Here is a 20,613-nt window from a genome sequence, read left to right on the forward strand (position 1 = left end):
CACGTCGCCGGCCCGGGTGCGGCAGAGGCGGGTCAACGGCTCAGCCGGACGATGTCGCGGGCCGGATCGATCAGGAGGAAGGAGGCCGCGGCACCGATCACGAGCAGCACTCCCGAGAACGTGACGGCGAGGTGGTAGCCGTTGTTGCCCTGGGCGTCGACCAGCGCACCGACGACGGCGGGTGCGGCGAGACCGGCGGCCGTGACGACCGCGTTCATGGCACCGAGCGACCCGCCGCTCCGGCCGGCGGGGGCGATCTCGGCCACCGTGGTCGCGGCGACCGTCGCGTAGGACCCTCCGAGGCCGAAGCCCAGGGCCACGAGCACGGTCTTCCCGTCGGAGCCGTCCACCAGCGTCTGGGCCAGCAGGCAGGCGGCGCCCACAGCGAGGAGCCAACCGCCGACCCAGCCGCGCGCCCGGCGGCTGCTGACACCACGTCGCATGAGCCGACCGGTGATGCCGGCCTGCGCAAGCAGGGCCACGGCACCGATCGCCCAGGGGACGACGACGAGGAGGGCCGCCGTGTGTGCCGGGTGCCCGAGAGCGTTGCGCAGGTAGGACGGCAGCCAGACCAGCATCAGGGCCACCGACCAGTAGCTGGTGAAGTAGGCGAGCGTGGCTCCGATCCAGGTACGTGTGGCAAAGATCCGCCTGTACGGAACAGCCGACGGGACAGCGGTCGGAGCCCCGTCCCCCGGAATCGCCCGCGTCTGCCCGGCGCCCGCTCCATGACGGCCGTCCGCTCCGAAGGCCTTCCAGGCCAGGGCCCATACGAGACCGGCCCCCGCGAGAACCCACAGGGCCGCTCGCCAGCCGTGGTGCTGGATGACCCAGGACAGGCCGGGGGCGGAGACGATGACGCCGAGCGTCACACCGAGGGTGATCAGGGCGCCGGGCAGATTGCGCCGGTGGTTGGGAAACCAGGCCAGCGTCGCCTGCTGGGCCACGGGAAAGGCCGGCCCCTCCGCGGCTCCGAGGACCACCCGTGAGGTGATCAGTACGGCGAGGCCGCCGCCGAACGCCGCGGGCGCCTGGGCCACCGACCACAGAACGGCCATCGCCAGGAGCAGCAGTCTGGGCGACACCCGGTCGGCGACGAGGCCGACGACGACGGCCGAGAGCGAGAAGAGCAGGAAGAACGCACTGTTGGCGAGACCGAACTGAGTGGCGCTCAGATGGAGGTCAGCCCGGATCTCGTCCGCCGCGAGACCGAGTACGGACTTGTCGGCGAAGTTGACCATCATGAAGACCACCAGCAGCGCAGTCACGGTCCACGCTCTGCCGCCCCCGCCGTGGGGGCGGTCCGGGGCCCCGGAGGAGGACTTCTGGGACATAGTCGGTGCCGTGCTCATGGGTCCTCCGTGCGGGGGCGGGCGGGGTATGGACGAGTGGTGGGGACCAAATGCGGCTGTGCCGCGGGGAACGGCAGCCCGGCCGGCGGTCCGCGCGAAGAGGGCCCGGGCGCGCGGACCTCGACTCAGGGCTGCGGCGCTTCAACGCTTCAGCGCTTCAGCGCTTCAGCGCTTCAGCGCTTCAGGACAGCGGTACTCCGGCGACGGCGATGCGCTCCATCACCCGGCGCTGCGGGTAGTAGTCGCTGATCGCGTAGTGCTGGGTGGCGATGTTGTCCCAGATGGCCACGGAGTCCTGCTCCCAGTGGAAGCGGACCTGGAACTCCGGGACGCGTGCCTGGAGGACCAGCTCATCGAGAAGCTCCCGGCTCTCGGCGTCGGACAGGCCCACGATGCGCGTGGTGAAGGGCTCGTTGACGTAGAGGAGCTTGCGACCACTGCGCGGGTGGCGCACCACGATCGGGTGCTCGACCGGCGGGAGGCTCTCGCGGAAGTGCGCGATCTGCTCCTCGGTCATGGTCGAACCCCAACTGGGCACCCAGTCGTGCACGGCGGTGAGGCTGTCGATCCGTGCCTTCATCCCGTCGGAGAGGTTGTCGTACGCGGCGCCCATGTCGGCCCACATCGTGTCGCCCCCGGCGGCGGGCACCTCGACGGAGCGCAGGACCGAGCCGAGGGCGGGCGCGGCCATGAAGGAATGGTCGCTGTGCCAGATGTTCTCGTTGCCCACGGCCATGGCGTCCTTCGCGAGCCGTGACACCCCGGCCGTCTCGGCCTTCGGGAAGAACGGGTTGGCCTCCGGCGGCCCCCAGACCGCGGCCAGGTCCAGGTGGTGCTGCGGCTCCAGCCCCGCCTGCCCCCGGAAGAAGATCACCTTCCATTCGAGCAGCGCCTGGCGCAGTTCCTCGGCGAGCGCCTCGTCGATCGGCCGGGACAGATCGACACCGCTGACCTCCGCTCCGATGTGCGGGGTGAGCGGGCTGATGCCGAGGACGCGGTACTGCGGCGTCTCGGCACCCGGTGCGAGCCGGTCCAGTGTCCGGCGGCCGTAGCGCATCAGCGGCTTGTCGAGTACGGGCTTCGGACCATCGGTGGTGGCGCTGGCGGCCATGGGTTCCTCCCACAATCGACTTGATTACGTAACCGGCAGTATCGATATTGGAAAGCCGCAGAGCAAGGGGGTGGGGAGAAAAGATTCCGGAGCGCCTTCGGACCGGCGCACACCTACGGCAGGGAGTCACCGCACGGAGCAAGTGGCGCCCGCCGGGTGGTCATACGTGTGCCGAGCGGGCTGATGCGGCATCCCGCGGCTACGGACTCCGATCCGCGCGCCCGCGAATGCGGCTCCGATCTGCGAGCCCACGATCAGGCACACTCCCGCCGGGCACCGGGCAGGGCAAATGAAGCAGCGCGGACGGCAGGGCGGCGCGAGGGTCCGGCCTGCAACACAGACACGCCGGCCACCACCCGGCCCGTCCACCCGCGCAGCGTTCAGACGGGCGCGGGCACGGTTTCCCTCAGGGTCAGGACGGGACCCCGACGGCGCGGCCGATCAGGTCCACCACCGACTCGACGAGCGCCTCGTCCGGGATCTGTTGTTCGCCGACCAGCCGGAACAGGAGCGATGAGGCCACCAGCGTCGCAGCGGCGGCGAGGTCGGCGTCCGGCCGCACGTCCCCCCGGGCGACACCACGCTCCAGCAGGTGGCGGGTCTCGCTCATCACCCGTGCCGTGTAGTCACGGTAGGCACCGGGCTCCGCCTCGGCCTCCGCCGCCGAGCCGATCACCCCGGCCAGCAGGCGACCGACACCCGGCTGCCCGTACGCCTGCGCGCGCGCCGTCAGCACGGCGCGCAACTCAGCACGGAAGTCCCCCATGTCGGGCACGGACAACGACCCGATGCGCGACTCGGCCGCGGCGATGACCAGATCCTGTTTGGTGGCCCAGCGACGGTACATGGCGGGCTTGCTCACACCGGCGCGCGCCGCCACAGCATCCATGGTCAGGGCACCCATGCCGCGCTCAGCCACCAGATCGACGACGGCGTCCAGGACCGCGCCCGTGACACGTTCCTCCCGGGGCCGCCCCGGCCCTCTGCGCGACTGCTTCACCTGGTGCTCCGCCATACCAAGACCCTACGCCGCCACGACCACCAGCCCCGGGAAGGGTCCGTCGCTCCGGCCGCCGGGGCGGGCACGCGCTGGGTCCGGGGCTCGGAGGACGTACCCAGGACTACAACGCGTCCGGACGATCCGCGATGGCGATGGCCCTGGCGATGAGGTCGTGGATCAAGAACTCGCCGGGTTTGCGGTTCTCTTTGAGACGGGCGAGATTGTCGTGATTGAACCAGTCGTAGGCAGAGTGCTTGGACCATTCCAATGCCGGACGGCCCAAATCGCCGTCGACCTCGACGAGATAGTCGGCCTCGTGCCGGAGTCCACCGCCGTCGTCGCCGGTCCAGGTGGTGGCACCAAGGAACCGCCGCACGTGGCTCAGGCGCCAGCCGGTCTCCTCCTCGACCTCACGCGCGAGAGCCTCCAGAACCGTTTCCCCGGCCTCGACATGGCCACCCACGATGTCCCAGCAATCGGGAAACAGCCGACGGTCCGGGCCGCGCTTCTGAGCGAAGGCCCGTCCGTCCTGGTCGAGGATGACGGCGCCGACGGTCCAGAGCTCGCCCGAGGCGGGATCGGGCACCTCGACTTCGTCGTTGACGGTGAACGACGCGTTGTCAGTAGGCATGCCCGACAGCGTAGGACGGACGCTCCCGCGACTTGCCGGTTTCGATGTGGTGGGCGTGCAGGGGCGGGAACCCGAGTGACTCAGCACCGGATGGTTCAGGGAGCGTGGAAGGAACGGTGCGACAACGACGCCCGGAACCCCTGACAACCTGCCGCACGGCGTGCGATCGTTCGCAAATGACTGACGCCGCCGGCGGGCCGACGGGCTCGGCACGACCGGACGACCGCACCGCATCCGCCCTGCGTTTCGCCACGGAACTCATCGCGTGGGTGGCGACCCCTTGGGCTCTGACCGACCACTCTTGGCTGCTGGCCGTTCTGTCCGTGGTGACCCTGATAGGCCTGCCGACCCTCCTCTCCACGCCGGGAGACAAGGCCCACGTGATCATCGCGGTGCCGGGGTGGGCCACGGTCCTGCTGGTGCTGCTCCAGCTCACGGCAGCAGTGATCTCCTCATGGCTGGCGTGGCCGGTCTGGGCAGCGATCTCCGTAACCGTGCTGGCCGCCACCACACTCGTCACGGAACGACGGCGCTGGCGGTGGCTCGTCACCCCGAACACTCCAGCCACTGAAGCGTCCACTCCCGGCCGGGGCACTGAGTGACTCTCGGCTCGCGTCTTCGCGACGGAACGTTCCACGAAGAGCAGTTCGAGCTGCCGGGTGGCCGCACGGTCGCTCGTTGGAGCCACCCGCTGCCCGTGTCGAGCTGCTGCTGACCTCGTACGACCCCGAGCTCGACCCCGAGAACTTGGCAGGCGTTGGCCGCGATCACGGTGGAGGACGAGGCGTTCCGGCTCACCGTAGGCGGCAGCGACGAGGAGGCGATCTGCTCGGCTGCAGACAAGGGCGAGGTACCCCGGCGGTGGGCAGCACTGATCGACGAGGTTCACGACCAGTCGGCCACTGCGTGGGGCGTGGACTACGGAGATCTCCACGGCATGTCCTGGACTCTGCCTTCGCTGAAGGCCGGCGAACACTGTGAACTGCCAGTCGTCGCGGCCTGGGCCCGCACCACAGTGGCGGACGACAGTGCGAACACCTGGTACGCCGTCATGCCATCGCCAACAACGCTGCAGCGTCAGGTCATGGCCGAACCGACGACGCGGGCCGAGCGCCTGAAACGGGCCGAAGACCGTCCGGTCCACCGCAGGATCGAGGGCGAAGCGACCTCGTAGGCCGCCAAACCGTCCCAGGGGTGGGGCCGCGTCCGTCCTCCGAACGGAGGCCGCGTGGCGGACCGAGTGTCAGCCGCTCGGGCTGCACCGGATATCGGCCACCGGAGGCATCCAACCCACCGCGTTCTCACGGAAGGACGCATTGACCGGCACAAGGTCCGCACCACTGGTGTCGTCGAGGGCCGGGACGTTGATGCCGATCTCCGGGAGATCGCAGTCGACCGCCGCAACCCTGGTGCCGCAGACGGGACAGAAGCCACGCTTCGCCTTGCCCGGGAAAGTCTCGAACCAGGTCGGCTCACCACCCTCTCCAGTCCACATGACCCGCTCGAAGCCGACCCACCACATCAACGGGGCTCCACCGAGCGTCACGCAGTGCTCGCAGTGACATGTGTGCGGGTAGACCGCCGGGCCCGTGGCGGTGAAGCGGATCCGGCCGCACAGGCATCCGCCCGTGCGCTCCACCACTCCTTCAGCGGGGGGAACGTTCATCAGTCGATCTCCGCAGCAATGTCAGCGAGTTGAGCCTGCCAGTCTGTCAGCCCCCATTCATTCCTGCGGGCATCGACTGGCCGCGATCGACGCTGGGCGGTCAGGTCGACCATCCCCTGCATCCCGAACGCGAACTCTGAGCAAACCCCTTGCCTAATGGTCAAGAAGTGTTGACCATTGGGGACATGCCAACCGACGATCTCCCCGAGACGTTCCACGTCACCACTGACGCGCAGCTTCGCGCCGTCTCCAATCTCACGCGTCACCGGATCATGGCCGTGCTCCGCTTCGAGCCCGCGACGATCACGCAGATCGCCGAGCGAGTGGGCCTCGCGAAGGGGAGTTCCAGCTATCACGTACGGCTGCTGGAGCGGGCCGGCCTGGTGAAGGTGGTCCGGACACGGAAGGTCAGGGGGGTCACCGAGCGGTACTACGCAATGGCCGCCGGGTCGATCGTGCTGCCGGATCCGGGCGAGGGCGGGCCGGATGTGCTGATGCGGCACGCGGTGGCGGACCTGGAGGCCGCGCCGTCGGATGGCGAGAGGCACGTGAGGATGGCGCATCTGCGGCTCACCGACGAGCAGTTCGCGCAGCTGGGGGCGCGGCTGCAGGCACTGGCGGACGAATACCAGGAGCTGTCCGATCCGGCGCTCCCGGACACGTCGCTCGCGTTCGCACTGTTCCACCCGGCACCGCGCGTTCAGGCAGAGGGGGACGCCAAGTGAGTTCAGCCATTCAGAAGTTGCCGACCGGGTTCGGTCGGCTGTGGACTGCACAAACCGTGTCCTCCCTCGGTGACGGGGTATCACATGCCGCGCTGCCGCTGCTCGCGTTGACGTTGACGCACGATCCGATGGCGCTCGCCGTCGTCACCGCGGCCGGAACACTGCCGTGGCTGATCTTCGGGGTGCTCGGCGGCGCGCTGGTGGACCGCTGGGACCGCAGACGCACGATGTGGGTCATGGACGTGGCGCGTGCGGCGCTGCTCGCGATACCGGCGGCAGCCGCCGCGCTCGACATGCTCAGCATTCCCCTGCTCGCGGCCGTCGCCTTCCTCCTGGGCATCGGCGGACTCTTCTTCGACACGGCCGCCACGGCCTACCTGCCGGATCTGCTCGGCCGCGACCCCGCGCTCCTGGAGCGCGCCAACTCCCGCCTGCGCGGCACCCAGACCGCCGCGTCCGGCTTCGCCGGACCGCCTGCGGGCAGTGCCCTGCTCGCACTCGGGCGGGCGGTTCCGCTGGTCGCCGACGCGGTGTCGTTCGCGCTCTCCGCACTGCTCGTACGCTCGCTGCCTGCCGCGCCCCGTCCCGTACCGCAGGTGCAGGAGTCGCTGCTGCGGCAGGCGCGGGCCGGCGCCTCGTACGTGTTCCGGAATCAGTTGCTGCTCGGGCTCGCACTGCGTCCGGCGGTCGGCAACATCGCCTTCCTCGCCGTGGAGACCGTACTCGCCCTCTTCGCGCACGAACGTCTCGGCATCGGCGCCTTCGGCTTCGGCCTGCTCCTCACCGCGGAGGCCACCGGCGGCCTGCTCGGCGCGGGCATCGCCTCTTTCCTCGGCCGACGACTCGGCACCGGCACCGCACTCACCTGCACGGCCGCGGTCGAGGGGCTCGCCGTCCTGGGGCTCGCCGTCGCCCCGAACCCGTACGTCGCCGGCCTCGCGCTCGCCGTCTGCGGAGCGGGCATGGGCGCCACGATGGTGCTCGCCCCCTCCCTCCGGCAGACCATCGTCCCCGCCCACATGATGGGCCGGGTCGCCTCCACCTCCCGCATGCTCTCCATGTGCGCCGCCCCGTTCGGCGCTTTCCTCGGTGGCTGGCTGGCTACCACCTACGACGTACGCACTCCGCTCTACGCTTCGGCAGCCCTCCTCCTCACCATGACCGCCGTCACGGCGACCATGACCAGCAATCGCCAGGTCGAGGCTGCTCTGCGCGCCGCCGCGCCTGTGGCCGATGACCTGGACCGTCCACTCCCCCGGAGCCTCGTCCAGGAGGCCGCCGTTCAGGAAACCGCCGTTCAGGACTCCGCGAAAGCGCTGAGTCAGAGCTGAGACCATCCGTGCCCCCCTGCGCCCAGCAGGAGCGGGACAGAAAGCACGGCCCCGCCATCGCCTACACGGGGCGGGTGTGAACGCCGAGGCCCCCAGACACGATCATGTTGTCGCCCGTTATGTAGCCGGCGCCGTCCGACGCAAGGAAGGCGACAGCTTCGGCGATGTCGACCGGGGCTCCGACGCGGCCGAGGGGGACGCTTTCACCCCATGAGGCGACCGTGTCGGCGGGGATGCCCATCTTGCCGTACGCGGGGGTGTCGATCACGCCGGGGCTTACCGCGTTGACCCGGATGCGGCGGGGGGCGAGCTCGATGGCCAGGGAACGTACAAGAGGCAGCAACGCCCCCTTGGCCGCGGTCATGGCGGCGCCGAGACCGTCGCCCGCGCCCACGGTGAACACCACGGACGCGCCCTCGTTCAGCAGGGGAAGCGCCTTCTGCAGCGTGAAGAAGTTGCCCTTGACGTTGATGTCGAACAGGGCATCGAAGGCTGCCTCGTCGGTGTGCTCGATCGTGAGGCCGGGACGGGGCAGGCCCGCGTTGAGGTAGAGCAGGTCGAGGGAGCCCAGGTGCTCGCGCGCCTGGTCCAGGGCCTGGTCGATGTCTGACAGGGAGCCGATATCGGCCTGGACGGCGACGACGTCGTCGGGAAGGCCGGTGTTGGCGGTGTCGCCGAGGCCGGTGACCATGACGCGGTAGCCGCGCGAGTGGAGGAGTTCCGCGGCGGCCTTGCCGATCCCGCTGGTTCCGCCGGTGATGAATGCCGTCTTTGCTGCCACGGTTGCTCTCCTAGCTGTTGACGTGGGCACCTCCGGTCCCGCCTCGACAGAGGGAAGGGACCTGGGAGGCGGAGCTCCGTACAAACACCCGGCCGCTCTCATGGCAGCGTACGCCTACTTGGCAGTGACTGCCAGACTTCGCGTGACTGCCAGATTGGCAGGCCGCGCTAAGCTGGCGACCATGACGCAGGGAATTCGGAACGATGGGGCGACTACGTCCACGCTGTGGGACCGGACGCGGCGGCTGGCCGCTCAAGAGATCCTCCAGACCGCATTGCGCCTGTTCGCCCAACAGGGATACGACGAGACGACCATCGCGCAGATCGCCCGCGAAGCCGGAGTCTCCCAGCGCACCCTCTTCCGCTACTTCGGCACCAAGGAAGACCTTGTCGCCGGCAGCGAGGAGCAGTTCGCCACCCTCCTGACGGAAACCGTCCGGGAGCAGCCCGTCGACGCGAGCACCTGGGACGCGTTGCGGGCCGCGTTCAAGGCGGCGCTCTCCCTCCATGCGACTCCCCAGGAAGCGCTGGAGCGCCTCCGCCTGGTACACAACACCGACTCCCTGCGCGCCGCCTATCTGGGGAAGCGCGTGCGCTGCCAGGAGGAGCTACTGCCGCTGCTCGAAGCCAGACCGGCCCATGCGGGGCTGGGCAAGGGGCAGGCCCGCGCCATCGTTGCGACAGCGTTCGCCTGCTTCGATGCCGCCATTGCGACGTGGCTCGAGGGCGATGGGCAGGGCGACATCCTTGATCTGTACGACCAAGGCCTGGCCGCAGTGCGCAGCTAGAGCCGCTCCGGCCGCCGGATGGGCCCGTGCCACCTGTTCGCATCCCAGAGCGGGAGCGGCCCGCTCCCGCGGCCGGGTTGTGCGGCATCCGGGTCATGACGGGCCCTCACACCCATCGGCGCCACCTTGACCCAGCTCCGCGGACTCGCCAAATGAGATGCATTCCAGGAGAGTTGGCGCGCAGAGGCACCCGCTGTTCCCGGAAGTGCAGACCGTCCCGGCACCGGGCGTACCGTCCGCCTGCACCTGCACCTGCACCTGGTCCGGTCCGGTCCCGCCATCGCCCGCCACCTCTTCAACCGGTCAACCCGTCGGCAGGGAGGCCCGCTCGGCCGAGGGCTCCGGCACCCGGGGCCGGAGCTCCGAGGTCGCGGATCGGCCGACAATCACTCTCCTGGGGTCAGCCGGAGCCATGTCCCGTGCGATCTCGCGTGCCGCGCGGCCGAAGAGCTCTATCGCGCGGCTGTCGCCGCCGGACCGCCACATCAGGCCGTATCCGAGGGGTCTGTCCCCCTCCACCGGAACGTAGGAGATACCGGGACGGCCGTGGTAGAGCGCGATGTGGGCCCCTGACAACAGGGCTCCCTTGCCACCGGCGACGAGTGTCAGGGCCTCCTGATAGTTGGTGACGGCCGGCCCCCGCTCGATCGGTCGGCCGCTGGGGGTGCGGGCCGGCAGTTGATGCTCCAGCCAGTAATCCGGGATGTCCCCCGCAATCATCAGCAACGGAACGCCGACCAGGTCCTCAAGCGTCACCGTGCTCCGCCCGGCCAGGGGATGCCCGGCCGCGACAGCCAGCACCCTGTCCTCGACGAGGAGCGTCGGACCGCGGGTCAGGTCGTCCTCGCGCACGGGGAAGTCCGTCAGCTGGAGGTCGAACTCGCCCTTCCGCAGCATCCCGTACGGATCGGAGAGCGGCACCTCGCATACCTCGACCGCGAGTTCGGGGTGGGCGGTACGCAGCTCCTCGATCGTCTTCATCACCATTTCTCCCGCCAACGGCGTGGAGAAGCCGACGTGCAGAATGCCTTCGATGCCCCGTGCCGAGGCGACAGCCCGCGCCATGGCGTTCTCGATGCCGCGGAAGTGCGGTGTGAGGTCGTCACGCAGACGGCTGCCCAGGCCGGTGAGGGCCACCCGCCGGCTCGTGCGCGTGAACAGCGGCGCTCCGACGCGGCGCTCCAGCTTCTGGATGAGCTGGCTCACCCGGGCACGGGAGAGACGCAGGCGGACGGCGGTCCGGCCGAAGTGCAGTTCCTCGGCGAGGACGAGGAAGCATTCGAGTTCGTTCTGTTCCACGTACGTCTCCGGGATCGTGTGGGACGTGGATCGGTAAGCCTGACTGACCGAACGTTGCGATCATCGCTGTTGTTCCCGTCCGGGTCGTGGCGAAGGCTTGAGGCACCACCAACACCCACCACCTCGGAAGGGGTTCATCGTCATGACTGCCTTGAGTACGTCGAGCGGGCTGAGCGCACACAAGTGGGGCGTCCTGCTCGTGCTGTGCGGCGCGATCTTCCTCGAAGGAATCGATGTCGCGATGCTCAATGTGGCGTTGCCGTCGATCCGCGCCGACCTCGGGCTCTCCACCGGCGAGTTGCAGTGGGTCATGAGCGCCTACGTACTCGGTTACGGCGGTTTCATGTTGCTCGGCGGCCGTGCGGCAGACCTGTTCGGGCGCCGGCAGATGTTCGTCTCCTGGCTCGCCGTCTTCCTGCTGTTCTCCGGGCTCGGCGGGTTCGCCACCGAGGGGTGGATGCTGATCGTCGCGCGGTTCGTCACGGGCGTCGCCGCGGCCTTCATGACCCCGGCCGGTCTGTCCGTCATCACCACCGGCTTTGCTGAGGGCCCGGAGCGGAACAAGGCCCTGTTGCTCTACTCGGGCACCGCCGCGGGAGGCTTCACGATCGGTCTGGTCGCCGGTGGGCTGCTCACCGCCGTCGGCTGGCGCTGGGTCTTCTTCGCCCCGGTCGTGCTCTCCTTCCTCATCCTTGTCGCGGCCCTCGCGTTCGTCCCCAAGTCCGCACGCCCCGACAGGTCCGGCCAGCGCGTCGACGCCGCCGGCGCGCTCACCGTCACCGCGGCGCTCGTGCTGATCGTGCTGGGCGTGGAGCGTGCGGCCCACGCCGGGATCGCTGCCAGCGCCGGAACCCTGCTGGCAGGGCTCGCCTTCCTCGCGGCGTTCCTCGTCATCGAACGGCGGTCGGCCGAGCCCCTGGTACGTATGGGCATCTTCCGCAGCGCCTCCCTGGTACGGGCCAACCTTTCGGCGATGCTGTTCGCCGCGGGGTTCTTCGGCTTCCAGTTCCTGGTCGTGCTGTATCTCCAGGAACTGCGCGACTGGTCGACCCTGCAGACGAGCTTCGCGATGCTGGTCATCGGAGTCGACGCGATCCTCTCGCCGACCCTCACCCCTCGGCTGGTCAGCCGCTTCGGCACCTCCAAGGTCATCCTCGGAGGGCTCCTGCTCGCGGTGCTCGCCTACGGACTGTTCCTCCCGTTGGGCGCGGACTGGAGTTACGCGGCCATGTTCCCGAGCCTGCTCCTGCTCGGTCTCGCGTTCTCACTGGCGTACGGGCCGCTCACCATCGTGGCTACGGAGGGAGTCGCTGAATCGGAGCAGGGACTCGCGGGCGGCCTTCTCTACACCGCGTTCCAGTTCGGTGCCGCCCTGGGGCTCTCCGCGGTCACCGCCGTCAGCGCGGCCGCCACGCACGCGGAGACTCCTGCCGCAGTACTGGACGGGTACCGGACCGGTCTGCTCGTCCCGTTCGCGGCGGCGGCCGCCGCGGCCGCCATCAGCGCCTTCGGCCTGCGCACCCGGCGGAACGGAGAGCCGCCGGTCGCGGTGGACGCCGCCGGGGAGCGCATCGACGTACCCGCCTCCCGCTGATCAGGGGCGCAGGACGATCTTTCCCACGTGTCCCCTGCGGGAGAGCTCCTCCTGCGCCCGAGCGGCCTGGTCCAGGGGAAAGGCCGCGGCGATGACGGGCTGGACCTCTGCCCGGCGGGCCAGGTCCATGAGGAGGTCGAAGTGCCTGGGCGTGTGCATCGCGGAACCGATGACCTGGGCGTTGTGCAGATAGAGGCGGCGCACGTCAAAGGTCACACCGTAGCCTCCGAGTGCGCCGGCGATGACCCACCGGCCCCCTTCGCGCAGCAGCGGAAGCCCCTCACCCACCAGCTCGCCGGCCACGACGTCGAGTGCGACATCGATGCCCTCCGGAGCGACGGTGCGGATCTGCCCGGCGATGTCTCCTGCACGGTCGACGACTTCGTGCGCACCCGCTGCGCGCACCGCATCGATCTTGGGTCCGCTGCTGATGGCGACCACCCTCGCGCCGCGCGCGCGTGCGATCTGCACCAGCGCGAGGCCGACGCCGCCGGACGCTCCGGAAACCAGGGCGGTCTCACCCTTCCGCAGCCGGCCTCGCTCGATCATCCCCAGTGCCGTGCCGTAGGCGGTCGGCAACGTCGCGAGCTGGTCGTCCGTGAGCGGCGATTCCGTCATGTCGTGCACACGTTTCACCGGCGCCGTCACATACTCGGCGTAGCCGCCGTCGCGTTCACTCCCCATCAGCCCCACCGGGTTGGCGTCCGGCCCCTCGGTGTCGTAGATCGCGGGATCGACGACCACCCGGCGTCCGACGAGGGTCTCCTGCGCTCCGGGTCCTGCGGCGACGACGCGGCCGGCCACATCGGCGCCGTGGATGCGCGGGAAGTCGATCGGACCCCGCCAGCCCGAGAGCGCCTTCGGGTCGTCCGGCCGGCCGTAGGCACCCTCCCGCGTCCACAGGTCGGTGTTGTTCAGCGCCACCGCGCCGACCCGGACCAGCACCTCCCCCGCCCGGAGTGCGGGAACCGGAACCTCCGTCAGCTCAAGGACCTCCGGTCCCCCGTGCCTGGTGATACGCACTGCTTGCATGAGATCGGACGGACTCATCGCTTGGTCCTCCTCACAGGTATACTGATCTGTAAACATCTCCCACCGTACACCGATCAGCGAAGGGATCATCCGTCGTGCAGGGATCGCGGCCCATGACACCGGCCGGCCGCCGCATCGTGGCGGCCGCCGAAGAGTTGTTCTACAACCGCGGCATCACAGCGGTCGGCGTGGATCTGATCGCCGAGCACTCCGGCGTGACCAAGCGAACCCTGTACAACCAGTTCGGGTCGAAGGACCGCCTCGTGGCGGCCTATCTCACGGAACGCGACCAGCGCTGGCGCTCCCTCGTCCAGGCAGCCGTCGACGCGAGCGACACGCCCGTCACGGCCGTCACCGCCCCCTTCGAGGCACTGCGGATCTGGAGCGGCACCAACACCCGCGGATGCGCCTTCATCAACGCGCTGGCCGAGCTCCCGGACCCCTCACATCCCGCCTACCGCATCGCCGCGGACCAGAAGCGCTGGTTGCTCGACCTGTTCGGGGAACTCGCCGCCAAGGCAGGCTGCTCACACCCGGCCACCCTTGCCACCCAGCTCCTCGTGCTGCACGAGGGCACCATCGCCACGCAGCCCCTCGCGCTCGACAGCGTTGCGGCGAGCACCGACTTGGCGCGGGTTCTGGTCCGAGACGGCGCGCCGGACCGCCAGTAGGGCGGCTTCGGGGAGGTCAGGTCGTTCGACCAGGCGCCCCAGCGCGTCCCGGCCATGACAGCTACCGCGCCCGGGCACGCGATGGCCCAACTTTCGGTCCGGCTGCGTCCAGGGCGTCGATGAAGCAGACCGCTGCCGGATGGAAGGCCACCACGCCGAGCACGGCGGCTTCGGCCCGAACGTGACACGTGAAACGTGACAGCATCCGTCAAGCCCCTTCCGACGGCGCGTGCGCCGGCTCCCCCGGGGCTACTGGGCGTCGCGCCGCCGGCGCGCACGCTCCAGCTGATCGGCATCCGACAACCAGGAGCCGTGCTGGTCGAGTGCGACGCAGCCGCCGCGGACGAAAACGCTCAGCAGGCTCCGGTACCCGCGGATCCCGTCGACCAGGCTGTACTCCACCCGGTACTCCGGATCCGCCCCGCCCACACCCTCGCGCACCGTCGTGACCCGGGCGATGGAATCGGCGTAGAAGTGGAGCTGGAGCCCTTCGCCCATCTCCTCGTCCTCGATGGTGAACACCTCGTTGTCCGCGGCGGAGCGATCGCCGACGAACTCCCAGAACAACGCGGTGGCGGTGCGGGAACCGCCCTGGAGCCACCTCTTCTCGACACCCTTGTCGTCGGTGAACAACAGGGCCGTCTTCCTCGTACGCTCGCCGAAGTCGGTGCGGTCGCCGACGATCGTCTCGTCATCCTCCATCGGCGTGCTCCTGGAGCGGTCCGTGGCCTCCGAGCACATCAGGAAACTCACGGTGCGCACCGCGTCGTCGACGAGCTCAGGGTGTGCCCGGCGCACGGCGGCGTCGACCGCCTTCGCCATCCGGTCCCAGTCCCCCTTGTCCGTGGCCCGCTTCCCCCGTCGCGGATCGCGGCCGATCCGCATCCCGGCGCACGCCTGCTCCGCGGTGGCGATCACTCGCATGACCTCGGGCAGCAGCGCGGGGGCGACGGCATCGGGGCTCCGCTTCGGAATCGTCGCGCCGTGCAGGTACTGGCCCGTGTACCTCAGAACCGCGGCGTCGAGGGGGCCGAGCACTTCTCCGCGCTCGGCCCGACGGCGGTTCGCGTGGTACTCCTGCGCTCGTTTCCCGTTCGACGTCTCCGTCGCCGCGCGCATCGCCGCGCAGACCTGACCGCGCTCGAGCAGACCGATGTCAGCTCCGTGGGCGATGAGTCGACTCCTGTCCCACGGGATGCGCCGGAAGAGCGCGTCGACGTCCGCGGGCGGGGAGAGAAGGATCGGGTCCAGGAGCGCAACGGCAGCGGCCTCGTCGAGCGGGCCCCGGGTTCCGGCGGCGTCGCACAGCGGAAGGACCGCGCTCCACAGCAGCAGGTGCCTGGCGAGGTCCTCCCGGATCACCACCAGATGGGCTTCGCCGATCGGGAACGTGAACGTACGAGGATCATGGTTGGCATCGGCACCGGCACCGAGAGTCAGCTGGAGCTCACCGTCCTCGCGGATCACGTTCGGTATCCAGCCGCTGTTGCGCGCGAAAACGATGTCTCTCATGGGCTCAGTCTCCCCCATGGGCCGGGACTGCCGAGTGCCGCCCGCACCCACCTAACCGGCCACCGGCGGGTACACCCGTGCCGCGCAGAGCGAGCAGACTCGCCAGGGGCCGGGTCAGCCGTTCAGCGGGAACCGGCGAGCACGCCGCGCGTGCACCGGGAGCCCCCTGCCCGGACCAACCGAGGCAGACAGCCGTCGCGTCCCCCCACCACCAGCCATGACCTCCGCGACCGTCCCGCCGATCATGATTGGTAGCCTCCGAAGATGACTGCGACTCTTGACCAAGTTGTCCGCGAGCGACTTCAGGCCGCCCACATCTGGTACGTCGGGACCGTGTTCGCCGATGGAGCACCGCAGGTCAGCCCCATGTGGGTGGACCTGGAGGGCGAGGGCGAGCTGTCGTTCAACACCTCGGTCGGCCGGGTGAAGGAGGAGAACCTCCGCCGCGACCCCCGCGTCTATCTCTCCCACGCGGACGCCGTCGACCCGTTCGACCGGGTGCAGATCAGTGGGGAAGTGGCCCGATTCATCGAGGGCGAGGAGGCGCATGACCGGATGGACCGGCTGGCACGGAAGTATCTGGGCGTCGACAGGTTCGAATGGACCATGCCGTCGGAGCAGCGGGTCGCGGTGATCGTCCGCCCGCTCAAGGTGAGGCACATCGTCGGAGTGGAGCGGTTCCGGCCGGGTGGCCCCACTCCCCCTCGTACTCCCTGACCATCCCCTGCCCCCGGCGCGTACCCCTCGACCATGGCCGAAGGCTCGGCATCCGGCCCGGCGAACCGACCGCAAGCCCGTCCACCGCGAGTTCGCATCCCGCGGATGCCACCTCGTGGACGTTCCGGAATCGGCTGCGGAGGGTTCGTCGCCCCCGCGTCCGCGCCCGGATCGTCCGGCTCTGCGGTTCGGCACATCTGCCACCTCCTCTCGACAGCGACCGCGACCATCGCGAGCTGTCGCGACATGCACGCGGTGGGTCCGCGAGCCGCCGATGCACCGTGCGAGAGGAGCTGAGAGGTTCTGTGGAACTCATCACCTGAAGTGGTTCGCTTACCGTCCCCCAGAAGCACGCTCACCGGCAAGAACGTGCAAGCAACGTAGCGTCAGTGCAGTGTGAAATGGCCGCAGTTGACGACCGAGCGGATCAGTAGACCAGCAGCCCCATCGTGCGCCCCCCTGACCACTTGCCCCGTTTCGGTCATTTGGCCAGATCGGCGGAGAGAAACGGGCCAAGCAGCGCGCACAATGCGTCGGGGCGGTCGAGCGGAATGATGTGGCCGCAGTCCTGCACCTGGTGTCCGACGAGGTCATCGGCAATGGGACTGAGTTGACGTTCGAGTCCGCGGCCGACCGGATGAGAACCGACGGCCATGGTGGGCATCGTCAGCCGAGCCGTCGCAACGGCGTCCTGGAGCTGACGCGCGCTCGTGGGCAGGGCCCGGTAGTAGGAGAACGCGCAGCGCAGGGCCTCGCTCCCGGTGTACGCGTGCACGAAGGCCGCGCGGATGTCGTCGGGTACTCCCCGCCCGCCTGTCCCCGAATCGAGGAAGAAGTCGAGGTACGGGCCCTCGTTGCCGGCCAGGACCGTCTCGGCGAGGCCGGGGACACTGTGGAAGCCGAACCACCACGGGGCACCGCTACCGACGACGTGTTCCGCTCCGGGCAGGCGGCCGAGCAGCCCCTCCATCACCACCAGGCGCCGTACGAGGCCGGGCCGGCGCAGCGCGAGCAGAGCAGCCGGAGCGACGCCTGCGTCGATGCCGACCACCGCAGCCGAGGTCTCGCCGAGTGCGCCGAGCAGCCCTTCGGCGTCGTCGGCGAGGGTGCCCGCGTCGTAGCCCTCGACGGCGCGTTCACTGTCCCCGAAGCCGCGCAGGTCCGGGGCGATGACCCGGTACTGTCCGGCCAGCCGGCCCATGATGCCGCTCCAGAGTCGCCAGGTATGCGGAAAGCCGTGCAGCAGGAGAACCGCCGGTCCGTCCCCGGCGACGGCGACGTTGAGCTCGACACCGTTCGTGGCGATGCGGCGCAGTTGGTATGTGGCATTGACGGGCACAAGGACTCGACTCCTCAAGTGGTTACCATTGGTGACCACAGAACGATAGGTAACCGCCGCATCACTTCATAGACGGCACTTACAGGGAAGGTGGTGAGCCGCAGGTGACCACCCGGGAAACCCGGTCCGCCGTTCGCGGAGTACGGGGAGACCTGTTCGACCCCAAGTGCCCGACGCGGCAGCTGCTGGACCGCATCGGCACGAAGTGGACGTCCATGGCCGTCAAGACGCTCGCCGACGCCGCACCGGACGAGGTGCGGTTCGCGGAGCTGAGACGCCGCATGCCCGGCGTCTCGCAGAAGATGCTGTCCGTGACGCTGCGCAGCCTGACCCGCGACGGGCTGGTGTCACGGCGGGTCGAACCGACGGTGCCGCCAAGGGTCTTCTATCAACTCACCGCACTGGGGCTGTCCCTGGAGACCGCGCTCGCCGGGGTGCGGGCCTGGGCGGAGGAGCACATGGCCGAGATCGACCGCGCCAACGAGACCGCTGACCACGACGTGGATGAGGCATAGGCAGGACGCCGTGCCCGGTTCACGGGCTGCTCGGGTGCTCGGGAATGCGTTCGTGACCGCGCTCATGCCGCACCGACGCCTGGCTGTCACCCCCGAAGCCGACCTGCGCCGTACCGAGGCCATGATCCGCCTCGCGAAGACTGGTCTGATGAGCCGTCGCCTCACCTGAGAGGCCGCCGTGAATCGGCGTGGCATTTAATGGCGCCCGTATCAACCATCGTCCGCCCCGTAGTGCCTCAGGTCGCGGATGGCACATTGCCCCGGCGAACGCGAAGTCGGAAATCCGCCAGCATGCTCCCAGCCGGTCGCGGAGAATCCGCCCATGATCGCTGAAGCGCAGGGCATCCGCATCCGGCACCGTGGGCATGAACCGCAAGTCCATCCCACTGCCTACGTCGCCCCGACGGCCACGCTCGTCGGCAATGTCCGCGTGGGGCCAAGGGCGCGGGTGATGTTCGGCGCGGTGCTCGATGCTGAAGGGTCTCGGATCGAGATCGGGGAGGCTGTGGTGATCTGTGAGAACGCGGTGTTGCGCGGGTCTGCGGTCGCCGGTGACCAGCCGGTGCTTGTCGGCGACCACGTCTTCGTGGGGCCGCATGCCACGCTGCTGGGCTGCGAGGTAGAGAGGTGCGTCTATGTGGCGACCTCGGCGACGGTCCTGCAGTGCGCACGGTTGGGGGCCGGCTCGGTTGTCGCTGTCGGCGCGCTCGTCCATGCGCGCACCGTTCTGCCGGACGAGTACTTCGTGCCGCCGCACACCGTGGCCCTTGACGCACCGGTGCGGCTGCTGGCCCCTGGCGATCCGGGCCTGGCCGAGGCCGTCCGGCGGGTGGGGTTCGCGCAGGTGGCGTTCGGCGTCGACGCGGAGTGGACCGACCGGATCAGCCGGTACGAGCACATCGCGGAGGTGCGGGTCGCCGAGTTCGGAACGCACGCGGACGATGAGGTTCTGAATCCCGGCTAGGGCCTGCTCGAGGCGTCGTGGTGGGGCGCACGGTCGTCGGTTCGGTTCGGTCGATCGTTGTAGCCGGAATTCAACTCGCGATAGGTTCTGTTCGAACTGGGCTGAGGGCGTTCTGATGCGCCCCCGTCCCGATGATGTCGCGCACGAGTGCAGTGCGCTGGGGGGATTCTGATGATCGCTGCTTCGTTCTTCCTTTTCGTGGTCGCCGTCCTGGCCCTCTTTTTCCTGGGCTTTCCCTTCCTGTTGCAGGTTCCGCTGCGCAAGCGCGGGGTGCAGGTCATGGCTTCCGAGGTGAGCAGGACAATCCCCAGGGACGGCAGGATCGATGTGCAGTACGGGTATCTCGTGGCGGACGGAGGGCACCACACTCTGTGGCGCCGCGGGATGTCCACGGAGCCGCCGGTGCTGACGGGGGTGGTCTACGACCCGAACAAGCCGAAGCGGGCCGACTTCAGCGACCGCATGCCGGAGAACGTGCAGCGCACGCGGATGGTTCTGCTTTGTCTCACGGCGGTGGCCGTCGTCATGTTGGTGCTGATGGCGGTGGGCGCGCTGTTGTGATGGCTGAGGGACGCGCGAATCGGAAGGCGGGCGGGCTGGTCAACTGCGGAGCCATAGCCTGATCGCGGCCACGGCGACCGTGCCGTGAAGGACATACGCCCTCTTGTCGTAGCGTGTGGCCACGGCTCGAAAATTCTTGAGCCGGTTGATGGTCCGCTCGACTTCTTTGCGACGTCGGTAGATCGTCTTGTCGAACCCCGTGGGCCGGCCACCTTGGCTGCCGCGGCGCTGGCGGTTGGCTCGCTGGACTCTCGGCTCGGGGATGGTGTGTTTGATTTGGCGTCTGCGCAGGTGACGCCGGTTTCGGGTGACGAGTACGCCTTGTCGCCCCCAACGTGATCGGGTCTGGTTCGTGGTCGTCCGCCAGCTTGTCGTGGCACACGGATCTCTTCAAGCACAGGAATCATCTGCGGTGCGTCTCCCCACTGGCCGGGCGTGATGACGAACCCGAGTGGGTGGAGCCCACCCTCCCCAGCGAGATGAATCTTGCTTGCAGCAGCCCGCCTCGTGAGCGGCCCAGGGCCTCATCGGATCTGTGACGCGCTGGTTGGCCTCGCTGGCCCGGAACCTTCGGGGCACGGGTGGTGGCTCCGGCGGGGCACGAGTGGTGGCTCCGGCTGCATACTGATGAGCGCGGCAGGTCGTGGAGTCGACGCTGACCATGCTCCAGTCGATCCGGCCTTCGGCATCAGCGTCGGTCTGGACGGCCCGCAGGATTCTCTCCCACGTGCCGTCCGCCGACCACCTGCGATGGCGGTCGTGCACCGTCTTCCACTTGCCGAAGCGAGACGGCAGGTCTCTCCAGGGAAGGCCGGTCCGCTGCCTGAACAAGATCCCGTTGATCACGCGGCGGTGGCATTGCCAGCGTCCACCACGCCCGCGATGCGTCGGCAAGGGCGGCTGCAGCCGAGCCCATTCCTCATCCGAAAGATCTCCCCGCCCCATGCCCTATGGAACGAGCTCCAAGCCACAGCGTCACCCGACCCATCGCACAGGACCTAGGCCGCTTCTTGTGGGTCGCATTG

At 69.2% G+C, this 20,613-nt stretch carries 21 protein-coding genes and 1 pseudogene; 11 read left to right on the forward strand and 11 right to left on the reverse strand.

The annotated features are described in order from the left end of the window. Window positions 1–32: 32 nt before the first annotated feature. The 4 genes from OG408_RS01390 to OG408_RS01405 form a co-directional block, all read right to left on the reverse strand. Complete coding sequence (locus tag OG408_RS01390) at window positions 33–1,352, reverse strand: MFS transporter (protein WP_326667596.1); 1,320 nt, start codon at window positions 1,350–1,352, stop codon at window positions 33–35. A 181-nt stretch (window positions 1,353–1,533) separates the two neighbouring features. Beyond that, on the reverse strand, window positions 1,534–2,463 hold the full coding sequence (locus tag OG408_RS01395) for a TauD/TfdA dioxygenase family protein (protein ID WP_285563835.1): 930 nt from the start codon (window positions 2,461–2,463) through the stop codon (window positions 1,534–1,536). 412 nt (window positions 2,464–2,875) lie between these two features. Then, window positions 2,876–3,478, reverse strand: coding sequence for a TetR/AcrR family transcriptional regulator (locus tag OG408_RS01400; protein WP_285563836.1), 603 nt, complete (start codon window positions 3,476–3,478; stop codon window positions 2,876–2,878). A gap of 106 nt (window positions 3,479–3,584) precedes the next feature. Further along, a complete protein-coding gene (locus OG408_RS01405; protein ID WP_326667600.1) occupies window positions 3,585–4,094 on the reverse strand; it encodes an NUDIX hydrolase in 510 nt (169 codons plus the stop codon). 176 nt (window positions 4,095–4,270) lie between these two features. On the opposite strand from OG408_RS01405, the gene OG408_RS01410 reads away from it, so the two are divergent. Both OG408_RS01410 and OG408_RS01415 read left to right on the forward strand, forming a co-directional pair. Beyond that, window positions 4,271–4,696, forward strand: a complete 426-nt coding sequence (locus OG408_RS01410; protein WP_326667602.1) for a hypothetical protein — start codon at window positions 4,271–4,273, stop codon at window positions 4,694–4,696. 155 nt (window positions 4,697–4,851) lie between these two features. Then, window positions 4,852–5,268, forward strand: coding sequence for a hypothetical protein (locus tag OG408_RS01415; RefSeq protein WP_326667604.1), 417 nt, complete (start codon window positions 4,852–4,854; stop codon window positions 5,266–5,268). Between the two features lie 69 nt (window positions 5,269–5,337). Here the strand turns inward: OG408_RS01415 and OG408_RS01420 are convergent, their stop codons facing one another. Next, window positions 5,338–5,733 carry a GFA family protein gene (locus tag OG408_RS01420; protein WP_326667606.1) on the reverse strand — a complete coding sequence of 132 codons (396 nt, stop codon included), beginning with the start codon at window positions 5,731–5,733 and terminating at the stop codon, window positions 5,338–5,340. Between the two features lie 212 nt (window positions 5,734–5,945). On the opposite strand from OG408_RS01420, the gene OG408_RS01425 reads away from it, so the two are divergent. Together OG408_RS01425 and OG408_RS01430 are read left to right on the forward strand one after the other, a co-directional pair. Continuing rightward, window positions 5,946–6,485: an ArsR/SmtB family transcription factor gene (locus OG408_RS01425; RefSeq protein ID WP_326667608.1), complete on the forward strand. Its 540-nt coding sequence runs from the start codon at window positions 5,946–5,948 to the stop codon at window positions 6,483–6,485. A gap of 17 nt (window positions 6,486–6,502) precedes the next feature. Next, window positions 6,503–7,816 (forward strand): MFS transporter, encoded by a 1,314-nt coding sequence (locus OG408_RS01430; protein WP_442806119.1) that lies wholly within the window; start codon window positions 6,503–6,505, stop codon window positions 7,814–7,816. A gap of 61 nt (window positions 7,817–7,877) precedes the next feature. Here OG408_RS01430 and OG408_RS01435 read toward each other — a convergent pair whose 3' ends face one another. Beyond that, complete coding sequence (locus OG408_RS01435; protein ID WP_326667610.1) at window positions 7,878–8,597, reverse strand: SDR family oxidoreductase; 720 nt, start codon at window positions 8,595–8,597, stop codon at window positions 7,878–7,880. Window positions 8,598–8,778: 181 nt separating this feature from the next. Here OG408_RS01435 and OG408_RS01440 point away from each other — a divergent pair, with 181 nt between their 5' ends. Next, window positions 8,779–9,384: a TetR/AcrR family transcriptional regulator gene (locus OG408_RS01440; protein WP_285563844.1), complete on the forward strand. Its 606-nt coding sequence runs from the start codon at window positions 8,779–8,781 to the stop codon at window positions 9,382–9,384. 303 nt (window positions 9,385–9,687) lie between these two features. Here the strand turns inward: OG408_RS01440 and OG408_RS01445 are convergent, their stop codons facing one another. Beyond that, window positions 9,688–10,683: a LysR family transcriptional regulator gene (locus tag OG408_RS01445; RefSeq protein ID WP_326667613.1), complete on the reverse strand. Its 996-nt coding sequence runs from the start codon at window positions 10,681–10,683 to the stop codon at window positions 9,688–9,690. A 142-nt stretch (window positions 10,684–10,825) separates the two neighbouring features. Here OG408_RS01445 and OG408_RS01450 point away from each other — a divergent pair, with 142 nt between their 5' ends. Then, complete coding sequence (locus OG408_RS01450; protein ID WP_326667615.1) at window positions 10,826–12,277, forward strand: MFS transporter; 1,452 nt, start codon at window positions 10,826–10,828, stop codon at window positions 12,275–12,277. Here the strand turns inward: OG408_RS01450 and OG408_RS01455 are convergent, their stop codons facing one another. Next, entirely contained in the window at window positions 12,278–13,327 is a 1,050-nt protein-coding gene (locus OG408_RS01455) for a zinc-binding dehydrogenase (RefSeq protein ID WP_326667617.1), read from the reverse strand. A gap of 95 nt (window positions 13,328–13,422) precedes the next feature. Between OG408_RS01455 and OG408_RS01460 the strand changes: the two genes are divergently transcribed. Beyond that, complete coding sequence (locus OG408_RS01460) at window positions 13,423–13,980, forward strand: TetR/AcrR family transcriptional regulator (protein ID WP_326667619.1); 558 nt, start codon at window positions 13,423–13,425, stop codon at window positions 13,978–13,980. Between the two features lie 249 nt (window positions 13,981–14,229). On the opposite strand, the gene OG408_RS01465 is transcribed toward OG408_RS01460, so the two are convergent. Further along, on the reverse strand, window positions 14,230–15,492 hold the full coding sequence (locus tag OG408_RS01465) for a DUF6357 family protein (RefSeq protein WP_326667621.1): 1,263 nt from the start codon (window positions 15,490–15,492) through the stop codon (window positions 14,230–14,232). Window positions 15,493–15,756: 264 nt separating this feature from the next. Between OG408_RS01465 and OG408_RS01470 the strand changes: the two genes are divergently transcribed. Next, complete coding sequence (locus tag OG408_RS01470; RefSeq protein WP_326667623.1) at window positions 15,757–16,209, forward strand: TIGR03618 family F420-dependent PPOX class oxidoreductase; 453 nt, start codon at window positions 15,757–15,759, stop codon at window positions 16,207–16,209. 481 nt (window positions 16,210–16,690) lie between these two features. Here the strand turns inward: OG408_RS01470 and OG408_RS01475 are convergent, their stop codons facing one another. Further along, window positions 16,691–17,548, reverse strand: coding sequence for an alpha/beta fold hydrolase (locus OG408_RS01475; protein ID WP_326667625.1), 858 nt, complete (start codon window positions 17,546–17,548; stop codon window positions 16,691–16,693). Between the two features lie 104 nt (window positions 17,549–17,652). On the opposite strand from OG408_RS01475, the gene OG408_RS01480 reads away from it, so the two are divergent. The 3 genes from OG408_RS01480 (at window position 17,653) to OG408_RS01490 (ending at window position 19,588) form a co-directional block, all read left to right on the forward strand. Then, window positions 17,653–18,063, forward strand: coding sequence for a winged helix-turn-helix transcriptional regulator (locus tag OG408_RS01480; protein ID WP_285563858.1), 411 nt, complete (start codon window positions 17,653–17,655; stop codon window positions 18,061–18,063). 322 nt (window positions 18,064–18,385) lie between these two features. Further along, window positions 18,386–19,027 (forward strand): gamma carbonic anhydrase family protein, encoded by a 642-nt coding sequence (locus OG408_RS01485; protein WP_326667628.1) that lies wholly within the window; start codon window positions 18,386–18,388, stop codon window positions 19,025–19,027. Window positions 19,028–19,198: 171 nt separating this feature from the next. Beyond that, the gene (locus OG408_RS01490) at window positions 19,199–19,588 is read left to right on the forward strand and encodes a hypothetical protein (RefSeq protein ID WP_285563860.1); all 390 of its coding nucleotides are present in this window, start codon (window positions 19,199–19,201) and stop codon (window positions 19,586–19,588) included. Window positions 19,589–19,627: 39 nt separating this feature from the next. Here the strand turns inward: OG408_RS01490 and OG408_RS01495 are convergent. Continuing rightward, window positions 19,628–20,533: pseudogene (locus OG408_RS01495) on the reverse strand (IS5 family transposase). Window positions 20,534–20,613 lie beyond the last annotated feature (80 nt).

This window comes from Streptomyces sp. NBC_01257 (assembly GCF_035917255.1).
Lineage (GTDB): Bacteria > Actinomycetota > Actinomycetes > Streptomycetales > Streptomycetaceae > Streptomyces.